Consider the following 14,582-nt stretch of genomic DNA (forward strand, 5'->3'; position numbering starts at 1 on the left):
CGATCAACCTTTTCGGCGGGTGCGGCGGTAGAATAGCCGGACCGTTGACGACAAAGGGACAAGGTTATCATGCGCACACTCAATCGCCTGTTGTTGGGCGGCCTGCTTGCACTCTCGCCGCTGGCCGTCATGGCGGCGTCGGATGCGCCGTCAGCCGAGCCAGAAGTGACGATTCACACGGAAGGTGACAAAACGATCCAGGAATACCGGGTAAATGGCTTTCTGTACGCCATCAAGGTCACCCCCAAAGGTGGCAAGCCCTACTTTCTGGTCCGTGCCGACGGAACTGATGCAAACTATATCCGCTCGGACCAGCCGGATATGCTGATCCCCGCTTGGAAGATCTTCGAGTGGAAGTAAGCCCTTAACTTTAATCGGTGCCGCCTTACTGGCGGCGCCCGTACTGGCAGTTTTAACCATGTCTGTGTTCACCCCCCTGGCTCGGCCTGAGCTGGAAACCTTTCTCGCCCCTTATGGGCTCGGTCGTTTGCTCGACTTCCAGGGAATTGCCGCCGGCAGTGAAAACACCAACTTCTTCATCAGCCTGGAACGGGGCGAGTACGTCCTGACCCTGGTCGAGCGCGGACCGGTGCAGGAAATGCCGTTCTTCATCGAACTGCTCGACGTCCTGCATGACGCCGACCTGCCGGTGCCCTATGCCTTGCGCACCACCGACGGCCAGGCCCTGCGCGAACTGGCCGGCAAGCCGGCGCTGCTGCAACCGCGGCTGGCCGGCAAGCACATCAAGCAAGCCAATGCCCAGCACTGCGCGCAAGTGGGCGAGCTGCTCGGTCACCTGCACCTGGCGACCCGCGACAAGATCCTCGAACGCAAGACCGATCGCGGCCTGGACTGGATGCTCGAGGAGGGCGAAAAGCTGATGTCGCACCTGGGCGACGAGGCGCGCGAGCTGTTGCAGGCGGCACTGGAAGAGATCGGTCGGTACAAGGCGCAGATCCTCGCGCTGCCACGGGCCAACCTGCACGCCGACCTGTTCCGCGACAACGCGATGTTCGAAGGCACCCACCTGACCGGGCTGATCGACTTCTACAACGCCTGTTCCGGGCCGATGCTGTACGACGTGGCGATTGCCTTGAACGACTGGTGTTCGGATGATGATGGGGTGCTCGACGGACAACGGGCCCGGGCGCTGCTGGGGGCGTATGCCGGCCTGCGGCCGTTCACCGCCGCCGAGGCAGAGTTGTGGCCGACGATGCTGCGGGTGGCTTGCGTGCGCTTCTGGCTGTCGCGGCTGATTGCCGCCGAGTCCTTTGCCGGGCAGGACGTGCTGATTCACGATCCGATGGAGTTCCAGCGGCGCCTGGCGCAGCGCCAGCAGGTCAGCATGCCGTTGCCGTTCGCTCTCTGAGAGCAAACCCGCCGGATGGGTTCGACGACATTGCGCGGCGAACCCCGACCTTGTAGGAGCCGGCTTGCTGGCGATAGCGACCGATCAAGCGATGCAAGGCTCACTCGCCTCATCGTCGGAACGCCGCCCGCAGCAAGCCGGCTCCTACAAAGGTGGATGTGTTGCTTACAACGACTCCAGGCACCCCGCCAGGTCATTGCCGAGCTTTTCCAGCACCTGCTCATACCCATGGGCCCCTGCCGGCGTATAGCCGCCCAGGGCATCGAGCTCGGCCAGCTTCACCGGCAACCCGCTCACCAGGGTTTCCGCCAGCCGCGGCCGCAGCGGCGGCTCGCTGAATACACAGGTCTTGCCCACCTCCTGCAGGCGCGTACGCATCGCCGCCACGTGCTGGGCGCCCGGCTGCACTTCGGCGGCCACGCTGAACACCCCGGCGTGCTTGAGCCCATAGGCATCCTCGAAGTAATCGAAAGCTTCATGGAAGACAAAGTACGGCTTGCCCGCCACACCCGCCAACCGCGCCTTCAACCGCACATCCAGGGCATCGAGCCGCTCACCAAAGGCCTTGACGTTGCTCTGGTAGCGCGCCGCGTTGGCCGGATCGGCCGCACTCAGGTCCGCCGCCATGCGCGCGGCAATCACCCGGGCATTGACCGTCGACAGCCACAGGTGCGCATCCAGGGTTCCCGGACGGTGATCGTGGTCATGTTCGTCGGCTTCTTCGGCATGGGAGTGGCTATCTTCGGCGAACCGACGCAGCTTCATCCCCGCCAGGTCCTGCACCGCCACGGTCGGCAGGCTGCGGCCCTTGAGCACGCGGGGCAGGAAGCTTTCCATGTCCGGACCGATCCAGTAGAGCAGGTCCACCGACTGCACCTTGCGCACATCGGAAGGCCGCAACGCATAGTTGTGCGGCGAAGCCCCCGGCGGCAGCAGGACCTCGGGCATGTCCACGCCATCCTGCACGGCCGCGGCAATCAACTGGAGGGGCTTGATGCTGGTCAGCACGCTGACTTGCGCCTGAACCGGGGAAATCATCAACAAACTGGCACTGACAGCGACAAAAAAGGCAAAAAGACGGGGCACGATGAACACTCAAGGCGGCAGGAACAGGTAACATAATAACGTCTCTCACAAACGCCGTCGCCGCTCATGCCTAAAACCCCTCTCGCCAGCCGCCCCCATGATCACTCCCATTGCGTGCACAGTGCGCTGTCCGACGCCGACGCCCTGTGCGCGCGCCAGGGCCTGCGCCTGACCGCCCTGCGGCGGCGGGTGCTGGAGCTGGTCTGGCAGAGCCACAAGCCGCTGGGCGCCTATGACATCCTCGCCGTACTGAGCGAGCAGGACGGCCGCCGCGCCGCGCCGCCGACCGTCTACCGCGCCCTGGATTTCCTGCTGGACAACGGCCTGGTCCATCGCATCGCCTCGCTCAACGCCTTTGTCGGTTGCAACCATCCGGAACACGCCCACCAGGGCCAGTTCCTGATCTGCCGCGAGTGCCACGCCGCCATCGAGCTGGAACAGCAGTCCATCAGCGACGCGATCGTCGGCAGCGCCCGGGAAGTCGGCTTCGCCGTCGAGGCCCAGACCGTCGAAGTGATCGGTCTCTGTTCGGGTTGCCAGGGGGCCTGATGAGCACTGCGCTGATTCGCCTCGAACAGGTGGGTGTGACCTTTGCCGGGCAGAACGTGCTCGACAACATCCACCTGAGCGTCGAGCCGCGGCAGATCGTCACCCTGATCGGCCCCAACGGCGCCGGCAAGACCACCCTGGTGCGCGCCGTGCTCGGCCTGCTCAAGCCGGATCGCGGCAGCGTCTGGCGCAAGCCGAAGCTGCGGGTCGGCTACATGCCGCAGAAACTCCACGTCGACCCGACCCTGCCGCTGTCGGTGCTGCGCTTCCTGCGCCTGGTGCCGGGCGTCGACCGCGAGCGGGCCCTGGCGGCCCTGGGGGAAGTCGGCGCCGAACAGGTGATCGACAGCCCGGTGCAAAGCATCTCCGGCGGCGAAATGCAGCGCGTGCTGCTGGCCCGCGCCCTGTTGCGCGAACCGCAACTGCTGGTGCTCGACGAGCCGGTGCAAGGCGTCGATGTCGCCGGCCAGGCCGAGCTCTACAGCCTGATCACCCGCCTGCGCGACCGTCACGGCTGCGGCGTGCTGATGGTCTCCCACGACCTGCACCTGGTGATGAGCACCACCGACCAGGTGGTCTGCCTCAATCGCCATGTCTGCTGCTCCGGCCACCCCGAGCAGGTCAGCGGCGATCCGGCCTTCGTCGAGCTGTTCGGGCAGAACGCCCAGAGCCTGGCGATCTATCACCACCACCATGACCACGCCCACGACCTGCACGGCGCGGTGGTCAGCGAGACGGCCCCGGCGGCCCACACCCACGTTCACGGAGAAAGCTGCAAGCATGGCTGATTTTCTGCTCTACGCCTTGCTGGCAGGCCTGGCCCTGGCGCTGGTGGCGGGCCCGCTGGGCTCGTTCGTGGTCTGGCGACGCATGGCCTATTTCGGCGACACCCTGTCCCACGCGGCCCTGCTCGGCGTGGCCCTGGGCTTTCTGCTGGACATCAGCCCGACCCTGGCGGTGACCGTTGGCTGCCTGCTGCTGGCGGTGCTGCTGGTCACCTTGCAACAGCGCCAGCCCCTGGCCTCCGACACCCTGTTGGGGATTCTCGCGCCGAGCACCTTGTCCCTCGGGCTGGTGGCGCTGAGTTTCATGCGTGAAGTGCGTATCGACCTGATGGGTTACCTGTTCGGCGACCTGCTGGCGATCGGCACCCGCGATCTTTACTGGATCCTCGGCGGCAGCGCGGCGGTGCTGGTGCTGCTGGCCAGCCTCTGGCGCCCGCTGCTGGCAATCACCGTGCATGAAGAACTGGCCACCGTCGAAGGCCTGCCGGTGGCGGCGCTGCGCATGACCCTGATGCTGCTGATTGCCGTGGTGATCGCCGTGGCGATGAAGATCGTCGGCGTGCTGCTGATCACCTCCTTGCTGATCATCCCGGCCGCCGCCGCCCAGCGCCACGCCCGCTCGCCGGAGCAGATGGCGCTGGGCGCCAGCCTGCTCGGCATGCTCGCGGTGTGCGGCGGGCTGGCGCTATCCTGGTTCAAGGACACACCGGCGGGGCCGTCCATCGTGGTCACGGCCGCCGCCTTGTTTCTGCTGAGTTTTGTTCTGCCACGCAGAGGGGTGTAGACTTGCTCGTTTTTTGCGCAATTAGAGAGTCGCAGGAATGAAGCCGTTCGCCTCCCGTTATCTGCTCCTTGTTGCATTTTCCCTGCTGCTGGGCGCCTGCCAGAGCACCCCGGCGGTGGACACCGCGCAGCCCGACGCCCGGGTCGCGGCCATCGCCGCGCTGGAGCAGAGCATCAGCCACAACGAACTGGACACTGCCGAAGACCAGTTGGGTGCCTTGCAGGCGCAGTCGCCGGACGATCCCCAGTGGGTGACCTACCAGCGGCAACTGGCCGAAGCCTATCTGCAACGCAGCCAGGTCGTGCTGCAAAAAGGCGACGTCAACGCCGCCGCCACGGCCTTGAGCCGCGCCCGGGCACTGATGCCCAAGGCGCCGGCCCTGACCGGTGGGGTCAACGGTGCGATTGCCCAGGCGCGCAAGGCCGAGCTGGAAAAGGCCGAGGCCGCGCTCAAGGCCGCCGAAAAGCCGAAGGCGCGCCTGATCGATCCGAGTGCCGAGAGCACCACGATTGCCCTGAACATCCAAGACATGGCGCAACTGCGCAAACAGATGGATGCGCTGGCGGCGGACGTGGTGAATTACCAGTGCACGGTGACCTTCCAGGTGCCACGGACCCAGGATTACCCGTGGCTGGCGACCTTGCTGGAAAAGCGCGTAAAAAAACTCGATGCGGACTTCGAGCTGAAGATCGACAAGCAGATCGACCGGCAGGTGAAGGCGCAGGTGGTATTGAGTCCGCGCAAGCCGTGACGTCGACGCCCACGGATGGGTATCCGACCGCTGATCGGCTTATTTCCGATTGAAAGGTTGCGCGCAAAATAAATGCTAAATACCTCTATGCAGACAGGCTAAAATGCGCGCCCGGCTAACCGCTGACCTTTTTCCATTGCGCCCCACAAGGTTCGCTACGTGATCGAGTTTCATAACGTCCATAAAACCTACCGGGTCGCCGGTAAGGATATTCCCGCCCTGCACCCCACCAGCCTGCGGGTTGAAAGTGGCCAGGTGTTCGGCCTGATCGGTCATTCCGGCGCGGGTAAAAGTACCCTGCTGCGCCTGATCAATCGCCTGGAAGCCCCCAGCGGCGGCAAGATCATCGTCGACGATGAAGAGGTCACGGCGCTGGACGCCAATGGCCTGCGCCGTTTCCGCCAACAGGTCGGGATGATCTTCCAGCACTTCAACCTGCTGGCCTCCAAGACCGTGGCCGACAACGTCGCGCTGCCGCTGACCCTGGCCGGCGAGCTGTCGCGGCGCGAGATCGACCAGCGCGTCGCCGAGCTCCTGCAGCGGGTCGGCCTGAGCGACCACGCAAAGAAATACCCGGCCCAGCTGTCCGGCGGCCAGAAGCAGCGCGTCGGCATTGCCCGCGCCCTGGCGACCAAGCCGAAGATCCTGCTGTGCGACGAAGCCACCAGCGCCCTCGACCCGCAAACCACCGCGTCGGTCCTGCAACTGCTGGCCGAGATCAATCGCGAGCTGAAGCTGACCATCGTGCTGATCACCCATGAAATGGACGTGATCCGCCGGGTCTGCGACGTGGTCGGGGTGATGGACGCCGGCGTGATCGTCGAGCAGGGTCCGGTGGCCGAGGTGTTCCTGCATCCCAAGCACCCGACCACCCGCCGCTTCGTCCAGGAGGACGAGCAGATCGACGAGAACGAGCAGCGCGACGACTTCGCCCATGTGCCGGGGCGTATCGTGCGCCTGACCTTCCAGGGCGACGCCACCTACGCGCCGTTGCTGGGCACCGTCGCCCGTGAAACCGGGGTGGACTACAGCATCCTGGCCGGGCGCATCGACCGCATCAAGGACACCCCCTATGGGCAACTGACGCTCGCCATCACCGGCGGCGACCTGGACGCCGCCTTCGCGCGCTTCACCGCCGCCGACGTCCATATGGAGGTACTGCGCTGATGGACCTGTTTCTGAATTTCTTCGCCAACATCGACTGGTCGGATATCTGGGAAGCCACCGGCGACACCATGCTGATGCTCGGCACCTCGCTGGTGTTCACCATACTGCTGGGCCTGCCGCTGGGGATCCTGCTGTTCCTGTGCAGCCCGCGCCAGTTGCTGGAGCAGAAGGCCACCTACTCGATCCTGGCCTTCGTGGTGAACGTGGTGCGCTCGCTGCCGTTCATCATCCTGCTGATCGTGATGATTCCGTTCACCGTGCTCCTCACCGGCACCTCCCTGGGGGTGGCCGGAGCCATTCCGCCGCTGGTGGTGGGCGCCGCGCCGTTCTTCGCGCGGTTGGTGGAAACCGCGCTGCGCGAGGTCGACCGGGGCATTATCGAAGCGACCCAGGCGATGGGCGCGACCACCCGCCAGATCATTCTGAACGCGCTGTTGCCGGAAGCCCGTCCGGGTATTCTCGCAGCGATTACCGTGACCGCGATTACCCTGGTGAGCTATACCGCCATGGCCGGTGTGGTCGGTGCGGGCGGCCTCGGCGACCTGGCCATCCGCTATGGTTACCAACGCTTCCAGACCGATGTCATGGTGGTCACGGTGGTCATGCTGATCGTCCTGGTCCAGGTGCTGCAGACCATCGGCGACCGGCTGGTGGTGCATTTCTCCCGCAAGTAGACCTCGCTTTTGCAACTGAATCAGCCGGCCCCAGGCCGGCAGGCGCCAGAACCCGCGCCCTCACATGGAGTCATTCGATGAAAAAACTGATCGCAGCCTTTGCCGCCGTCGCGGCCTTCTCGGCCCACGCCGCAGAAACCCTGACCGTGGCGGCCACGCCGGTTCCCCACGCGGAAATCCTCGAGTTCGTCAAACCGGTACTGGCCAAAGAGGGCGTGGACCTGAAGGTCAAGGTCTTCACCGACTACGTGCAACCGAACGTGCAAGTGTCCGAAAAGCACCTGGACGCCAACTTCTTCCAGCACCAGCCGTACCTGGATGAGTTCAACAAGGCCAAGGGCACTCACCTGGTCAACGTTGCCGGCGTGCACGTCGAGCCACTGGGCGCCTACTCCAGCAAGTACAAGAAACTCGAAGACCTGCCGGGCGGCGCCAACGTGGTGATCCCGAACGACGCCACCAACGGCGGCCGCGCGCTGTTGCTGCTGCAGAAAGCCGGTCTGATCAAGCTCAAGGATGCCAACAACATCCTGTCGACGCCGAAGGACATCGTCGAGAACACCAAGGACCTGAAGATCCGCGAACTGGAAGCCGCCACCCTGCCGCGCGTGCTGACCCAGGTCGACCTGGCCCTGATCAACACCAACTATGCCCTGGAAGCCAAGCTGGACCCGTCCAAGGATGCGCTGATCATCGAGGGTAAAGACTCGCCGTACGTGAACATCCTGGTGACCCGCGAGGACAACAAGGATTCGGACGCGGTGAAGAAGCTGGTAGCGGCGCTGCACAGCCCTGAAGTGAAAGCGTTCATTGTCGAGAAGTACAAGGGCGCGATCGTTCCTGCGTTCTAAGCCTTGTAAGACTGTAGGAGCCAGCTTGCTGGCTCCTACACCGGCCGGCGCAGACACTCCAGCAGGCAATCCAGCGCCGGCTGGCGCTGGGCGCGACGCAACACCGCGATCAACTGCCGCTCAAAGGTCAATTCACCCAGCTCGATCACCCGCAGCTGATCCGCCCGCTGCAACCACAACCCCGCCCGGGGCACCAACGACACCCCCAGCCCGCATTCCACCATCCGCGCAATGGCTTCGAGCTCATCCAGCTCCAGCGCATCGTGTACCTGTATCCGCTGCTCGCGCAGAAACTGACTGACCAGGCGCCCACCGAACGATCCCCGGTCATAGCGCACGAACGGCTGCTCGGCGAGCAATTGCAGCGGATCATCGCCCGGCAGGTGCAGGGGCGCGATCAGCACAAAGGCCTCGCTGGCCAGGGGAATTTCCAGCAACTCCTTGGGCAGCTCGAACGGCGGCTTGATCAGCAGCGCGAGGTCCAGCTCACCGGCATCCACCTGGCTCAACAGGTTGAGCGAGACACCCGGCACCAGCTTCAACTCCACCCGTGGCGCCGTCTGGCGAAAGCGCGGCAAGGCCTGCGGCAACAAGCCGGTCTGCACGGTGGCAATGGCGCCGATACGCAACTCACCCTGCCACTCGGCGGCCGTCGTCGACAGGGCCATCTGCCCGTACAAGGCGAGGATCTGCTCGGCCAGGGGCAACGCATGGCGACCCGCCGCATTCAGCACGGCGGCACGTCCACTGCGGTCGAACAGGCGCACGCCGAGGTTCTGCTCCAGCACCCGCATTTGCGCACTGACCGCCGACTGGGTCAGCCCCACCTGCTGGCCGGCCGCGACAAAGGTGCCTTCGCGGGCAACGCGGATAAAGGTCTTGAGTTCACGGAGCATGGGGCTCACCTAGCAAAAATATTCGGGCTCGGAAGCAAGAATATGCGCTTTTCAGCAAAATAATCGTCTCTACACTGAAGGCTCCTTCCCCAAGCCTGGTACCCGACATGGCGCTTTCACCGTTTCACCTGGCAATCCCGGTCCATGACCTGGCCGCGGCCCGACATTTCTATGGCGAGGTTTTTGCCTGCCCGGAGGGACGCAGCAGCGATCACTGGGTGGACTTCGACTTCTTCGGCCACCAGTTGGTGATTCACTATCAGGCCAGGACGGCGGCCCAGGAGCAGGCGCTGAGCAACCCGGTGGACGGCCACGACGTGCCGGTGCCGCATTTCGGCGTGGTGCTGGAGTGGGCGGCCTGGGAAGCCCTGGCGGAGCGCCTGAAGGCGAGGGGCACACGGTTCGTGATCGAACCCTACGTGCGCTTCAAGGGGCAGGTGGGCGAACAGGCGACGATGTTCCTGTTCGACCCCTGCGGCAATGCCCTGGAGTTCAAGGCCTTCAAGGATATCGGGCAGATGTTTGCCAAGTAGCCGCTACTGGCGCTTGAGCAATTCCGGCAACTGCGCCACCAGTTTCTGGTTGTTCAACGGCGCGCGGATAAAGCCGCGCTGGGTGCCGTCCGGCCCGACTATCGCCAGGTTGCCGCTATGGTCGACCGTGTAGTTGGGCTTGCTGGTGTCCGCCGGAATGAACGGAATGCTCAGCGCATTGGCGACCTTCTGCAGGTCGTCGATCGAACCTGCCGTCAGCCCCCTGAAGTCGGGGTCGAAATACCCCAGGTACTGCTTGAGCTGCTGCGGCGTATCGCGGTTCGGGTCCACGCTCACCAGGATCACCTGCAACTGGCCCAGCGCGTCCTTGGGCAACTCGCTCTTGATCTGGCGCAACTGGGCGAGGGTGGTCGGGCAGATGTCCGGGCAGAAGGTATAGCCGAAGAACAGCAGGCTCCACTTGCCCTTGAACTCGTCGACCTGCACAGCCTGGCCGTTCTGGTCGGTCATCTTCACCCCCGGCAGCGAACGGCTCTGGGGCAGCAGGATAATCCCCGCATCGATCATCGCCGTGGGCTCGCCCTGGCGCTGGTTATGGATCACCTTGTTGACCGTCAACCCCACGATCAGGGCCACCACGGCGACGAGCATAAAAACGGTTTTCTGAATTCGAGTCATAGGCTCAACAATAGATAGTGATCGACAAGCAGCGCGATAAACAGCAGGAACAAGTAGTAGATAGAGTACTTGAAGGTGTTGATCGCCGCATGCGGCTGACTGCCACGGTACAGCACCCACGCCCAGTGCAGGAAGCGCGCCCCCAGGGCCGTGGCGCAGGCCAGGTAGAGCAGGCCGCTCATGTGGATCACGAACGGCAGCAGGCTGACGGCCAGCAGGACAAAAGCGTAGAGCAGGATATGCACCTTGGTGTAGTGCTCGCCATGGGTCACCGGCAGCATCGGGATATCCGCCTTGGCGTACTCTTCCTTGCGGTGGATGGCCAGCGCCCAGAAGTGCGGTGGGGTCCAGGCGAAGATGATCAGCACCAGCAACAGCGGTTCGGCGCTGACATGGCCGGTGGCCGCGACCCAGCCCAGCAACGGCGGCGCCGCCCCGGCCAGGCCGCCGATCACGATGTTCTGCGGCGTGGCTCGCTTGAGAAAGCCGGTGTAGATCACCGCGTACCCGAGCAGCGAGGCCAGGGTCAGCCAGGCCGTCAGCGGGTTGGTGAAGCCCAGCAGCAAGGCCTGCCCCGACACAGCGAGGATCAGCGCGAAGCTCAACGCCGCCATGGGCGACACCCGTCCCTGCGCCAGCGGTCGCTTGTGGGTGCGGGCCATCAGCGCATCGATGCGCCGATCCACCACATGGTTGACCACCGCCGCGCCGCCGGCACACAGGCCGATGCCCAGGTTGCCGAACACCAGCACCGTCCAGGGCACGCCGGCCCGGGTCGCGAGAAACATGCCCACCAGCGAGGTGATGAGCATCAGCACCACCACCTTGGGCTTGGTCAGCTCCAGGTAGTCGCGCCAGAGGGCCTGGGCCTGACGCTCACCGATTATGGCCGCCACGGCAGTTCTCCCTTGATCGTGATGGGCGCGTGGACCGCTTTGATCGGGCTCAGGCGCCAGCGGGCCGACGCTTGCCCCCGCACCCGGACCAGCGCGGTACGCGCGTGGTAGTTGATCAGCACCAGCGTCAGCAGCAGCGCCGCGCCGCCGCCGGTGTGCGCCACGGCCACCGGCAGCGGCAGGTGGAAGTACACGTTGCTCAGGCCCAGGCTGATCTGCGCCGCCAGCACCAGCAACAGCAAACCGGCGAGCCGGGTCATGCCCACCGCCCGCAGTTGCCAGGCCAGGCCCAGCAGCACCAGGGTCACCAGCAGGGCGCCGACGCGGTGGGTCAGGTGAATCGCCGTGCGCGCCTCGCTGTCGAGCTGGCCGCCCAGGTAATTGGGGCCGATCTGCTGGGTCAGGTGAAAACCGTTGGCGAAATCCGCGTTCGGCCACCATTGCCCGTGGCAGGTCGGCAGGTCGATGCAGGCCACCGCCGCATAGTTGGAGCTGACCCAGCCACCCAGGGCGATCTGCAGGATCACCAGCAACAGCCCGGCCGTGGCCCAGCGCTGCAAGCGCCTGGGCACCGCCAACGCCGGCAGCACGCCGGACAGGCGCAATGTCAGCAGGAACAGCAGGCTCAAGGTGGCCAAGCCGCCGAGCAGGTGCGCCGTCACCACCTGGGGCCAGAGCTTGAGCGTCACCGTCCACATGCCGAAGGCCGCCTGGGCGAAGACCACGCCCAGCAGGAACAACGGCAACTTCAGCGGTTGCCCGTCACGCCGACGCTCATGCCAGGAACGCGCGGCCAGCAGCACGACCAACAGTCCCAGGGTCCCGGCAAAGTAGCGATGGACCATCTCGTTCCAGCCCTTGTGGGCTTGCACCGGGGCATCGGGAAAATGCAGCTCGGCATGGGCCAGCTGGGCTTCGCTCTTGGGCACGCTGATGAAGCCGTAGCAGCCCGGCCAGTCGGGACAGCCCAGGCCGGCGTGGGTCAGGCGGGTGTAGGCCCCCAACAGGACGACGATCAGCGCCAGCAAGGTGGCGAACAACGCAAGGCGAAATCCAGGCTTGGCCATGACGGTGCCCTCATCCGATATTCGACAGTTTCAGCAGTTGCACCAGGTCGTTGAGCAGGTCCTTGCCCTTGACCCGGGCGTCGTAGCGCAGCACCAGGTTGCCGTGGGGATCGATGATCCACAGCTGTGCCGCGCCATTGCCCTGGGTCTCCCGAGTATAGGTCGCAAGATCCAGCGGGTAGCGTTGCAACTGCGGGTACTCACGCTTGAGCCTGGCGTCGTAGGCCGTATCCAGGGGTTGCGCGGTCGCCAGGGCATGGCAGGCCCGGGAGGCATCGCGCCCCAGGGCGATCTGGATCTGCCGCGCCAGGTAGACCAGTTGCTGGCAGTCCGGCCCGCAGTCCTGCGGCGCCGTCACCAGCATCTGCCAGCGCTGCTCGTCGGCCTGCACGCCGATGTCGGCGCGGCTCTGCCCATTGCCGATCAACTCGCCGTGATAATTGCGGCTTTCCGGCACCCAGAACTGCAGCTTGTACATGCCGGTGGCGAGGATCATCGGGCCGATCACCACCAGCAGGATCAGGATCAGTTGCCAGCGGCCCCGCCCGCGTCGTGGCGGGTTCGGGACTTCAACTGTGTCGAGTGGATTCATGGCCGCTCCCATGGTGTTGCTCCCTTGCGTTATGCCATCCGAGGTAGAGATAAAGGCCGAACAGCGCCAGTGCCATGGCGAACCACTGCACGGCATAGGCCACATGCTTTTCCGGCCCCATGCCTTCGGACACCACCGGCCAGCCGGCCTCGTAGGCCGCGGGACCGGACTCCTGGCGCAGTTCGTAGTTGAACCCCGTGCGCCCCAGTTCCGCCCAGAGCTTGTCCGGCTCGATCGCGGTCACCAGCCGCGGCCAGCTCGCATTGGCCGGGTCGGCGCCCAACTGGAAGGTCGCGCCGGGCGAGACATACACCCAGGCACCGATCTCCAGTTGTTTCGTGGGGGTGCTGAACACCGGCGGCGTGCGCCGATCCGGCCAGGGCAGCCAGCCCCGGTTGACCAGCAGCCACAGGTCGCTGGCCTCGTCGTGGAACGGCTGCAACAGCTCCACGCCGACCCGGTCGCCACGCATGCGGTTATCCAGCAGGTAGCTGTGTTCGGCGTCGAACTGTCCACTCAAGCGCACCCGCCGGAACGCCGGATCGGGCAGGGCTTGCAGCTGGTCGGCGGCCACCGGTTCGGCCGTGCGCCGCTGTGCATGGTTCTCCAGCAGCACGCGTTTCTGCTCGCTGCGACTCAGTTGCCAGAAGCCCAGGCAGACCAGCAACGGCAACAGCACGAGCACCACCAGCGTCGGTGCGACGCCAGGGCGAAAGCGCCTCATGGCCGCGCCCCGGCGGCGGGTATTCGACTCGCTATACTCAATTGCATGCGCATCTCCCCCGGAGTCTCACCATGCTGAAAGCGGCGATTGTCCTGATGCTGTTGGCCACCCTGGCCAGCCTGTTCAGCGGCCTGTTCTTCCTGGTGAAGGACGACGCCCACTCCAAGCGCCTGGTCAATGCCCTCACCGTCCGCGTGACGCTTGCCGTGATCACCCTGGCCTTGATCAGTTGGGGCTTCTTCAGCGGCCAACTGGTGTCCTCGGCGCCCTGGTAGGACCCAGGGCCCGGCAAGGCTCAGAGCACGTAGACGAAAACGAACAGGCAGATCCAGACCACGTCGACGAAGTGCCAATACCAACTGGCCGCTTCAAAGCCGAATTGATGCTCGGCATTGAAGTGCCCGCGCATGACCCGCATCAGCATCACGAACAGGATCAGGGTGCCGATGGTCACGTGGGCACCGTGGAAACCGGTGAGCATGAAGAAGGTCGCCCCATAGATGCCTGACCCCAGGGTCAGCCCCAGTTCGTGATAGGCGTGGATGTATTCCTTGGCCTGGAAGCTGAGGAACCCCAGCCCCAGCAGTATGGTGAACGCCAGCCAGAGCTTGAGGGCGCCGCGATGACCGTTCTTCAGGGCATGGTGGGCGATGGTCACGGTGACGCTGGAACTGACCAGCAGCACGGTATTGAGCAGCGGCAACCCCCAGGGACTGATGGTTTCCTTCGGCCCCGGAAAGATTTTCGGATCGGGGTTGTGCAGCAATGGCCAGGCGTTCTGGAAGTCCGGCCACAGCAGGTGGGTGATGACCCCCTTCGCCCCACCGTCGCCGGCCAGCCAGGGCACGGACAGGTTGCGCACGTAGAACAGCGCGCCGAAGAAGGCGATGAAGAACATCACCTCGGAAAAGATGAACCAGCTCATGCCCCAGCGGAACGAACGATCCATCTGCGCACTGTAGAGCCCGGAGCGACTCTCCTTGATCACCGTGCCGAACCAGCCGAAGAGCATATAGGCCAGTAGCAGTCCGCCGACGAAGAAAATCAGCGGGCCGTGGGAATCCGGGCGTGCCGCCTTCAGGTCGTTGAACCAGGTGCCCAGGCCGAACATCGTGATCAGCATGCCCGTCGTGGCAATGATCGGCCACTTGCTCTGGGCCGGTACGTAATAGTGCTCATGAGTCGCCATTTATTGTTCTCCTTATCGGGCCCGCAAAAG

At 64.7% G+C, this 14,582-nt stretch carries 19 protein-coding genes; 11 read left to right on the plus strand and 8 right to left on the minus strand.

Translation table 11 applies throughout. From position 1 onward, the window contains the following. The first annotated feature begins 69 nt into the window (after positions 1-69). Together NUH87_RS16725 and NUH87_RS16730 are read left to right on the plus strand one after the other, a co-directional pair. Positions 70-360: a DUF2782 domain-containing protein gene (locus NUH87_RS16725; protein WP_040062875.1), complete on the plus strand. Its 291-nt coding sequence runs from the start codon at positions 70-72 to the stop codon at positions 358-360. A 58-nt stretch (positions 361-418) separates the two neighbouring features. Continuing rightward, complete coding sequence (locus NUH87_RS16730; RefSeq protein ID WP_338521795.1) at positions 419-1,369, plus strand: homoserine kinase; 951 nt, start codon at positions 419-421, stop codon at positions 1,367-1,369. Positions 1,370-1,534: 165 nt separating this feature from the next. Here the strand turns inward: NUH87_RS16730 and NUH87_RS16735 are convergent, their stop codons facing one another. Beyond that, positions 1,535-2,455, minus strand: a complete 921-nt coding sequence (locus tag NUH87_RS16735; protein WP_338521797.1) for a zinc ABC transporter substrate-binding protein — start codon at positions 2,453-2,455, stop codon at positions 1,535-1,537. A 66-nt stretch (positions 2,456-2,521) separates the two neighbouring features. On the opposite strand from NUH87_RS16735, the gene zur reads away from it, so the two are divergent. The 7 genes from zur (at position 2,522) to NUH87_RS16770 (ending at position 8,016) form a co-directional block, all read left to right on the plus strand. Then, positions 2,522-3,004 carry a zinc uptake transcriptional repressor Zur gene (zur, locus tag NUH87_RS16740; protein ID WP_338521798.1) on the plus strand — a complete coding sequence of 161 codons (483 nt, stop codon included), beginning with the start codon at positions 2,522-2,524 and terminating at the stop codon, positions 3,002-3,004. Beyond that, positions 3,004-3,792, plus strand: coding sequence for a zinc ABC transporter ATP-binding protein ZnuC (gene znuC, locus NUH87_RS16745; protein WP_040062882.1), 789 nt, complete (start codon positions 3,004-3,006; stop codon positions 3,790-3,792). Before zur ends, znuC begins: the two co-directional genes overlap by 1 nt. After that, positions 3,785-4,573, plus strand: coding sequence for a zinc ABC transporter permease subunit ZnuB (gene znuB / locus NUH87_RS16750; protein WP_338521800.1), 789 nt, complete (start codon positions 3,785-3,787; stop codon positions 4,571-4,573). The genes znuC and znuB overlap by 8 nt, the downstream gene beginning before the upstream one ends. 37 nt (positions 4,574-4,610) lie before the next feature. Then, positions 4,611-5,324: a PA5502 family lipoprotein gene (locus NUH87_RS16755; protein ID WP_338521802.1), complete on the plus strand. Its 714-nt coding sequence runs from the start codon at positions 4,611-4,613 to the stop codon at positions 5,322-5,324. A 159-nt stretch (positions 5,325-5,483) separates the two neighbouring features. Further along, positions 5,484-6,491 carry a methionine ABC transporter ATP-binding protein gene (locus NUH87_RS16760; RefSeq protein ID WP_040062890.1) on the plus strand — a complete coding sequence of 336 codons (1,008 nt, stop codon included), beginning with the start codon at positions 5,484-5,486 and terminating at the stop codon, positions 6,489-6,491. Beyond that, positions 6,491-7,165 carry a methionine ABC transporter permease gene (locus NUH87_RS16765; protein WP_040062892.1) on the plus strand — a complete coding sequence of 225 codons (675 nt, stop codon included), beginning with the start codon at positions 6,491-6,493 and terminating at the stop codon, positions 7,163-7,165. The genes NUH87_RS16760 and NUH87_RS16765 overlap by 1 nt, the downstream gene beginning before the upstream one ends. A gap of 77 nt (positions 7,166-7,242) precedes the next feature. After that, positions 7,243-8,016 carry a MetQ/NlpA family ABC transporter substrate-binding protein gene (locus tag NUH87_RS16770; protein WP_040062894.1) on the plus strand — a complete coding sequence of 258 codons (774 nt, stop codon included), beginning with the start codon at positions 7,243-7,245 and terminating at the stop codon, positions 8,014-8,016. Positions 8,017-8,051: 35 nt separating this feature from the next. Here the strand turns inward: NUH87_RS16770 and NUH87_RS16775 are convergent, their stop codons facing one another. Next, positions 8,052-8,912, minus strand: a complete 861-nt coding sequence (locus NUH87_RS16775) for a LysR family transcriptional regulator (RefSeq protein ID WP_338521808.1) — start codon at positions 8,910-8,912, stop codon at positions 8,052-8,054. Between the two features lie 107 nt (positions 8,913-9,019). Here NUH87_RS16775 and NUH87_RS16780 point away from each other — a divergent pair, with 107 nt between their 5' ends. Next, complete coding sequence (locus NUH87_RS16780; RefSeq protein ID WP_338521810.1) at positions 9,020-9,445, plus strand: VOC family protein; 426 nt, start codon at positions 9,020-9,022, stop codon at positions 9,443-9,445. 3 nt (positions 9,446-9,448) lie between these two features. On the opposite strand, the gene NUH87_RS16785 is transcribed toward NUH87_RS16780, so the two are convergent. From NUH87_RS16785 to NUH87_RS16805, 5 genes are read right to left on the minus strand one after another with little or no spacing between them, the layout of a single operon-like run. Then, a complete protein-coding gene (locus NUH87_RS16785; RefSeq protein WP_040062901.1) occupies positions 9,449-10,084 on the minus strand; it encodes an SCO family protein in 636 nt (211 codons plus the stop codon). Next, the gene (gene cyoE, locus NUH87_RS16790; protein ID WP_338521813.1) at positions 10,081-10,980 is read right to left on the minus strand and encodes a heme o synthase; all 900 of its coding nucleotides are present in this window, start codon (positions 10,978-10,980) and stop codon (positions 10,081-10,083) included. The genes NUH87_RS16785 and cyoE overlap by 4 nt, the downstream gene beginning before the upstream one ends. Beyond that, the gene (locus NUH87_RS16795; RefSeq protein WP_338521815.1) at positions 10,968-12,047 is read right to left on the minus strand and encodes a COX15/CtaA family protein; all 1,080 of its coding nucleotides are present in this window, start codon (positions 12,045-12,047) and stop codon (positions 10,968-10,970) included. The genes cyoE and NUH87_RS16795 overlap by 13 nt, the downstream gene beginning before the upstream one ends. A gap of 10 nt (positions 12,048-12,057) precedes the next feature. Continuing rightward, the gene (locus NUH87_RS16800) at positions 12,058-12,651 is read right to left on the minus strand and encodes a hypothetical protein (protein WP_338521816.1); all 594 of its coding nucleotides are present in this window, start codon (positions 12,649-12,651) and stop codon (positions 12,058-12,060) included. Then, on the minus strand, positions 12,617-13,363 hold the full coding sequence (locus NUH87_RS16805) for an SURF1 family protein (RefSeq protein WP_338521818.1): 747 nt from the start codon (positions 13,361-13,363) through the stop codon (positions 12,617-12,619). The genes NUH87_RS16800 and NUH87_RS16805 overlap by 35 nt, the downstream gene beginning before the upstream one ends. Positions 13,364-13,434: 71 nt before the next feature. Between NUH87_RS16805 and NUH87_RS16810 the strand changes: the two genes are divergently transcribed. Continuing rightward, the gene (locus tag NUH87_RS16810) at positions 13,435-13,638 is read left to right on the plus strand and encodes a twin transmembrane helix small protein (protein ID WP_040062909.1); all 204 of its coding nucleotides are present in this window, start codon (positions 13,435-13,437) and stop codon (positions 13,636-13,638) included. A 20-nt stretch (positions 13,639-13,658) separates the two neighbouring features. On the opposite strand, the gene NUH87_RS16815 is transcribed toward NUH87_RS16810, so the two are convergent. Next, the gene (locus NUH87_RS16815; protein ID WP_040062911.1) at positions 13,659-14,552 is read right to left on the minus strand and encodes a cytochrome c oxidase subunit 3; all 894 of its coding nucleotides are present in this window, start codon (positions 14,550-14,552) and stop codon (positions 13,659-13,661) included. Between the last annotated feature and the right edge of the window lie 30 nt (positions 14,553-14,582).

The sequence above is a fragment of the Pseudomonas batumici genome (genome assembly GCF_036585405.1).
GTDB classification, from domain to species: domain Bacteria; phylum Pseudomonadota; class Gammaproteobacteria; order Pseudomonadales; family Pseudomonadaceae; genus Aquipseudomonas; species Aquipseudomonas batumici.

Excerpts from the sequence above, each read along its gene's own strand:
- NUH87_RS16725 (WP_040062875.1), top strand. The coding sequence starts at position 70 with ATGCGCACACTCAATCGCCTGTTGTTGGGCGGCCTGCTTGCACTCTCG.
- NUH87_RS16730 (WP_338521795.1), top strand. The coding sequence starts at position 419 with ATGTCTGTGTTCACCCCCCTGGCTCGGCCTGAGCTGGAAACCTTTCTC.
- zur (WP_338521798.1), top strand. The coding sequence starts at position 2,522 with ATGCCTAAAACCCCTCTCGCCAGCCGCCCCCATGATCACTCCCATTGC.
- znuC (WP_040062882.1), top strand. The coding sequence starts at position 3,004 with ATGAGCACTGCGCTGATTCGCCTCGAACAGGTGGGTGTGACCTTTGCC.
- znuB (WP_338521800.1), top strand. The coding sequence starts at position 3,785 with ATGGCTGATTTTCTGCTCTACGCCTTGCTGGCAGGCCTGGCCCTGGCG.
- NUH87_RS16755 (WP_338521802.1), top strand. The coding sequence starts at position 4,611 with ATGAAGCCGTTCGCCTCCCGTTATCTGCTCCTTGTTGCATTTTCCCTG.
- NUH87_RS16765 (WP_040062892.1), top strand. The coding sequence starts at position 6,491 with ATGGACCTGTTTCTGAATTTCTTCGCCAACATCGACTGGTCGGATATC.
- NUH87_RS16770 (WP_040062894.1), top strand. The coding sequence starts at position 7,243 with ATGAAAAAACTGATCGCAGCCTTTGCCGCCGTCGCGGCCTTCTCGGCC.
- NUH87_RS16775 (WP_338521808.1), bottom strand. The coding sequence starts at position 8,912 with ATGCTCCGTGAACTCAAGACCTTTATCCGCGTTGCCCGCGAAGGCACC.
- NUH87_RS16780 (WP_338521810.1), top strand. The coding sequence starts at position 9,020 with ATGGCGCTTTCACCGTTTCACCTGGCAATCCCGGTCCATGACCTGGCC.
- NUH87_RS16785 (WP_040062901.1), bottom strand. The coding sequence starts at position 10,084 with ATGACTCGAATTCAGAAAACCGTTTTTATGCTCGTCGCCGTGGTGGCC.
- NUH87_RS16795 (WP_338521815.1), bottom strand. The coding sequence starts at position 12,047 with ATGGCCAAGCCTGGATTTCGCCTTGCGTTGTTCGCCACCTTGCTGGCG.
- NUH87_RS16800 (WP_338521816.1), bottom strand. The coding sequence starts at position 12,651 with ATGGGAGCGGCCATGAATCCACTCGACACAGTTGAAGTCCCGAACCCG.
- NUH87_RS16805 (WP_338521818.1), bottom strand. The coding sequence starts at position 13,363 with ATGAGGCGCTTTCGCCCTGGCGTCGCACCGACGCTGGTGGTGCTCGTG.
- NUH87_RS16810 (WP_040062909.1), top strand. The coding sequence starts at position 13,435 with ATGCTGAAAGCGGCGATTGTCCTGATGCTGTTGGCCACCCTGGCCAGC.
- NUH87_RS16815 (WP_040062911.1), bottom strand. The coding sequence starts at position 14,552 with ATGGCGACTCATGAGCACTATTACGTACCGGCCCAGAGCAAGTGGCCG.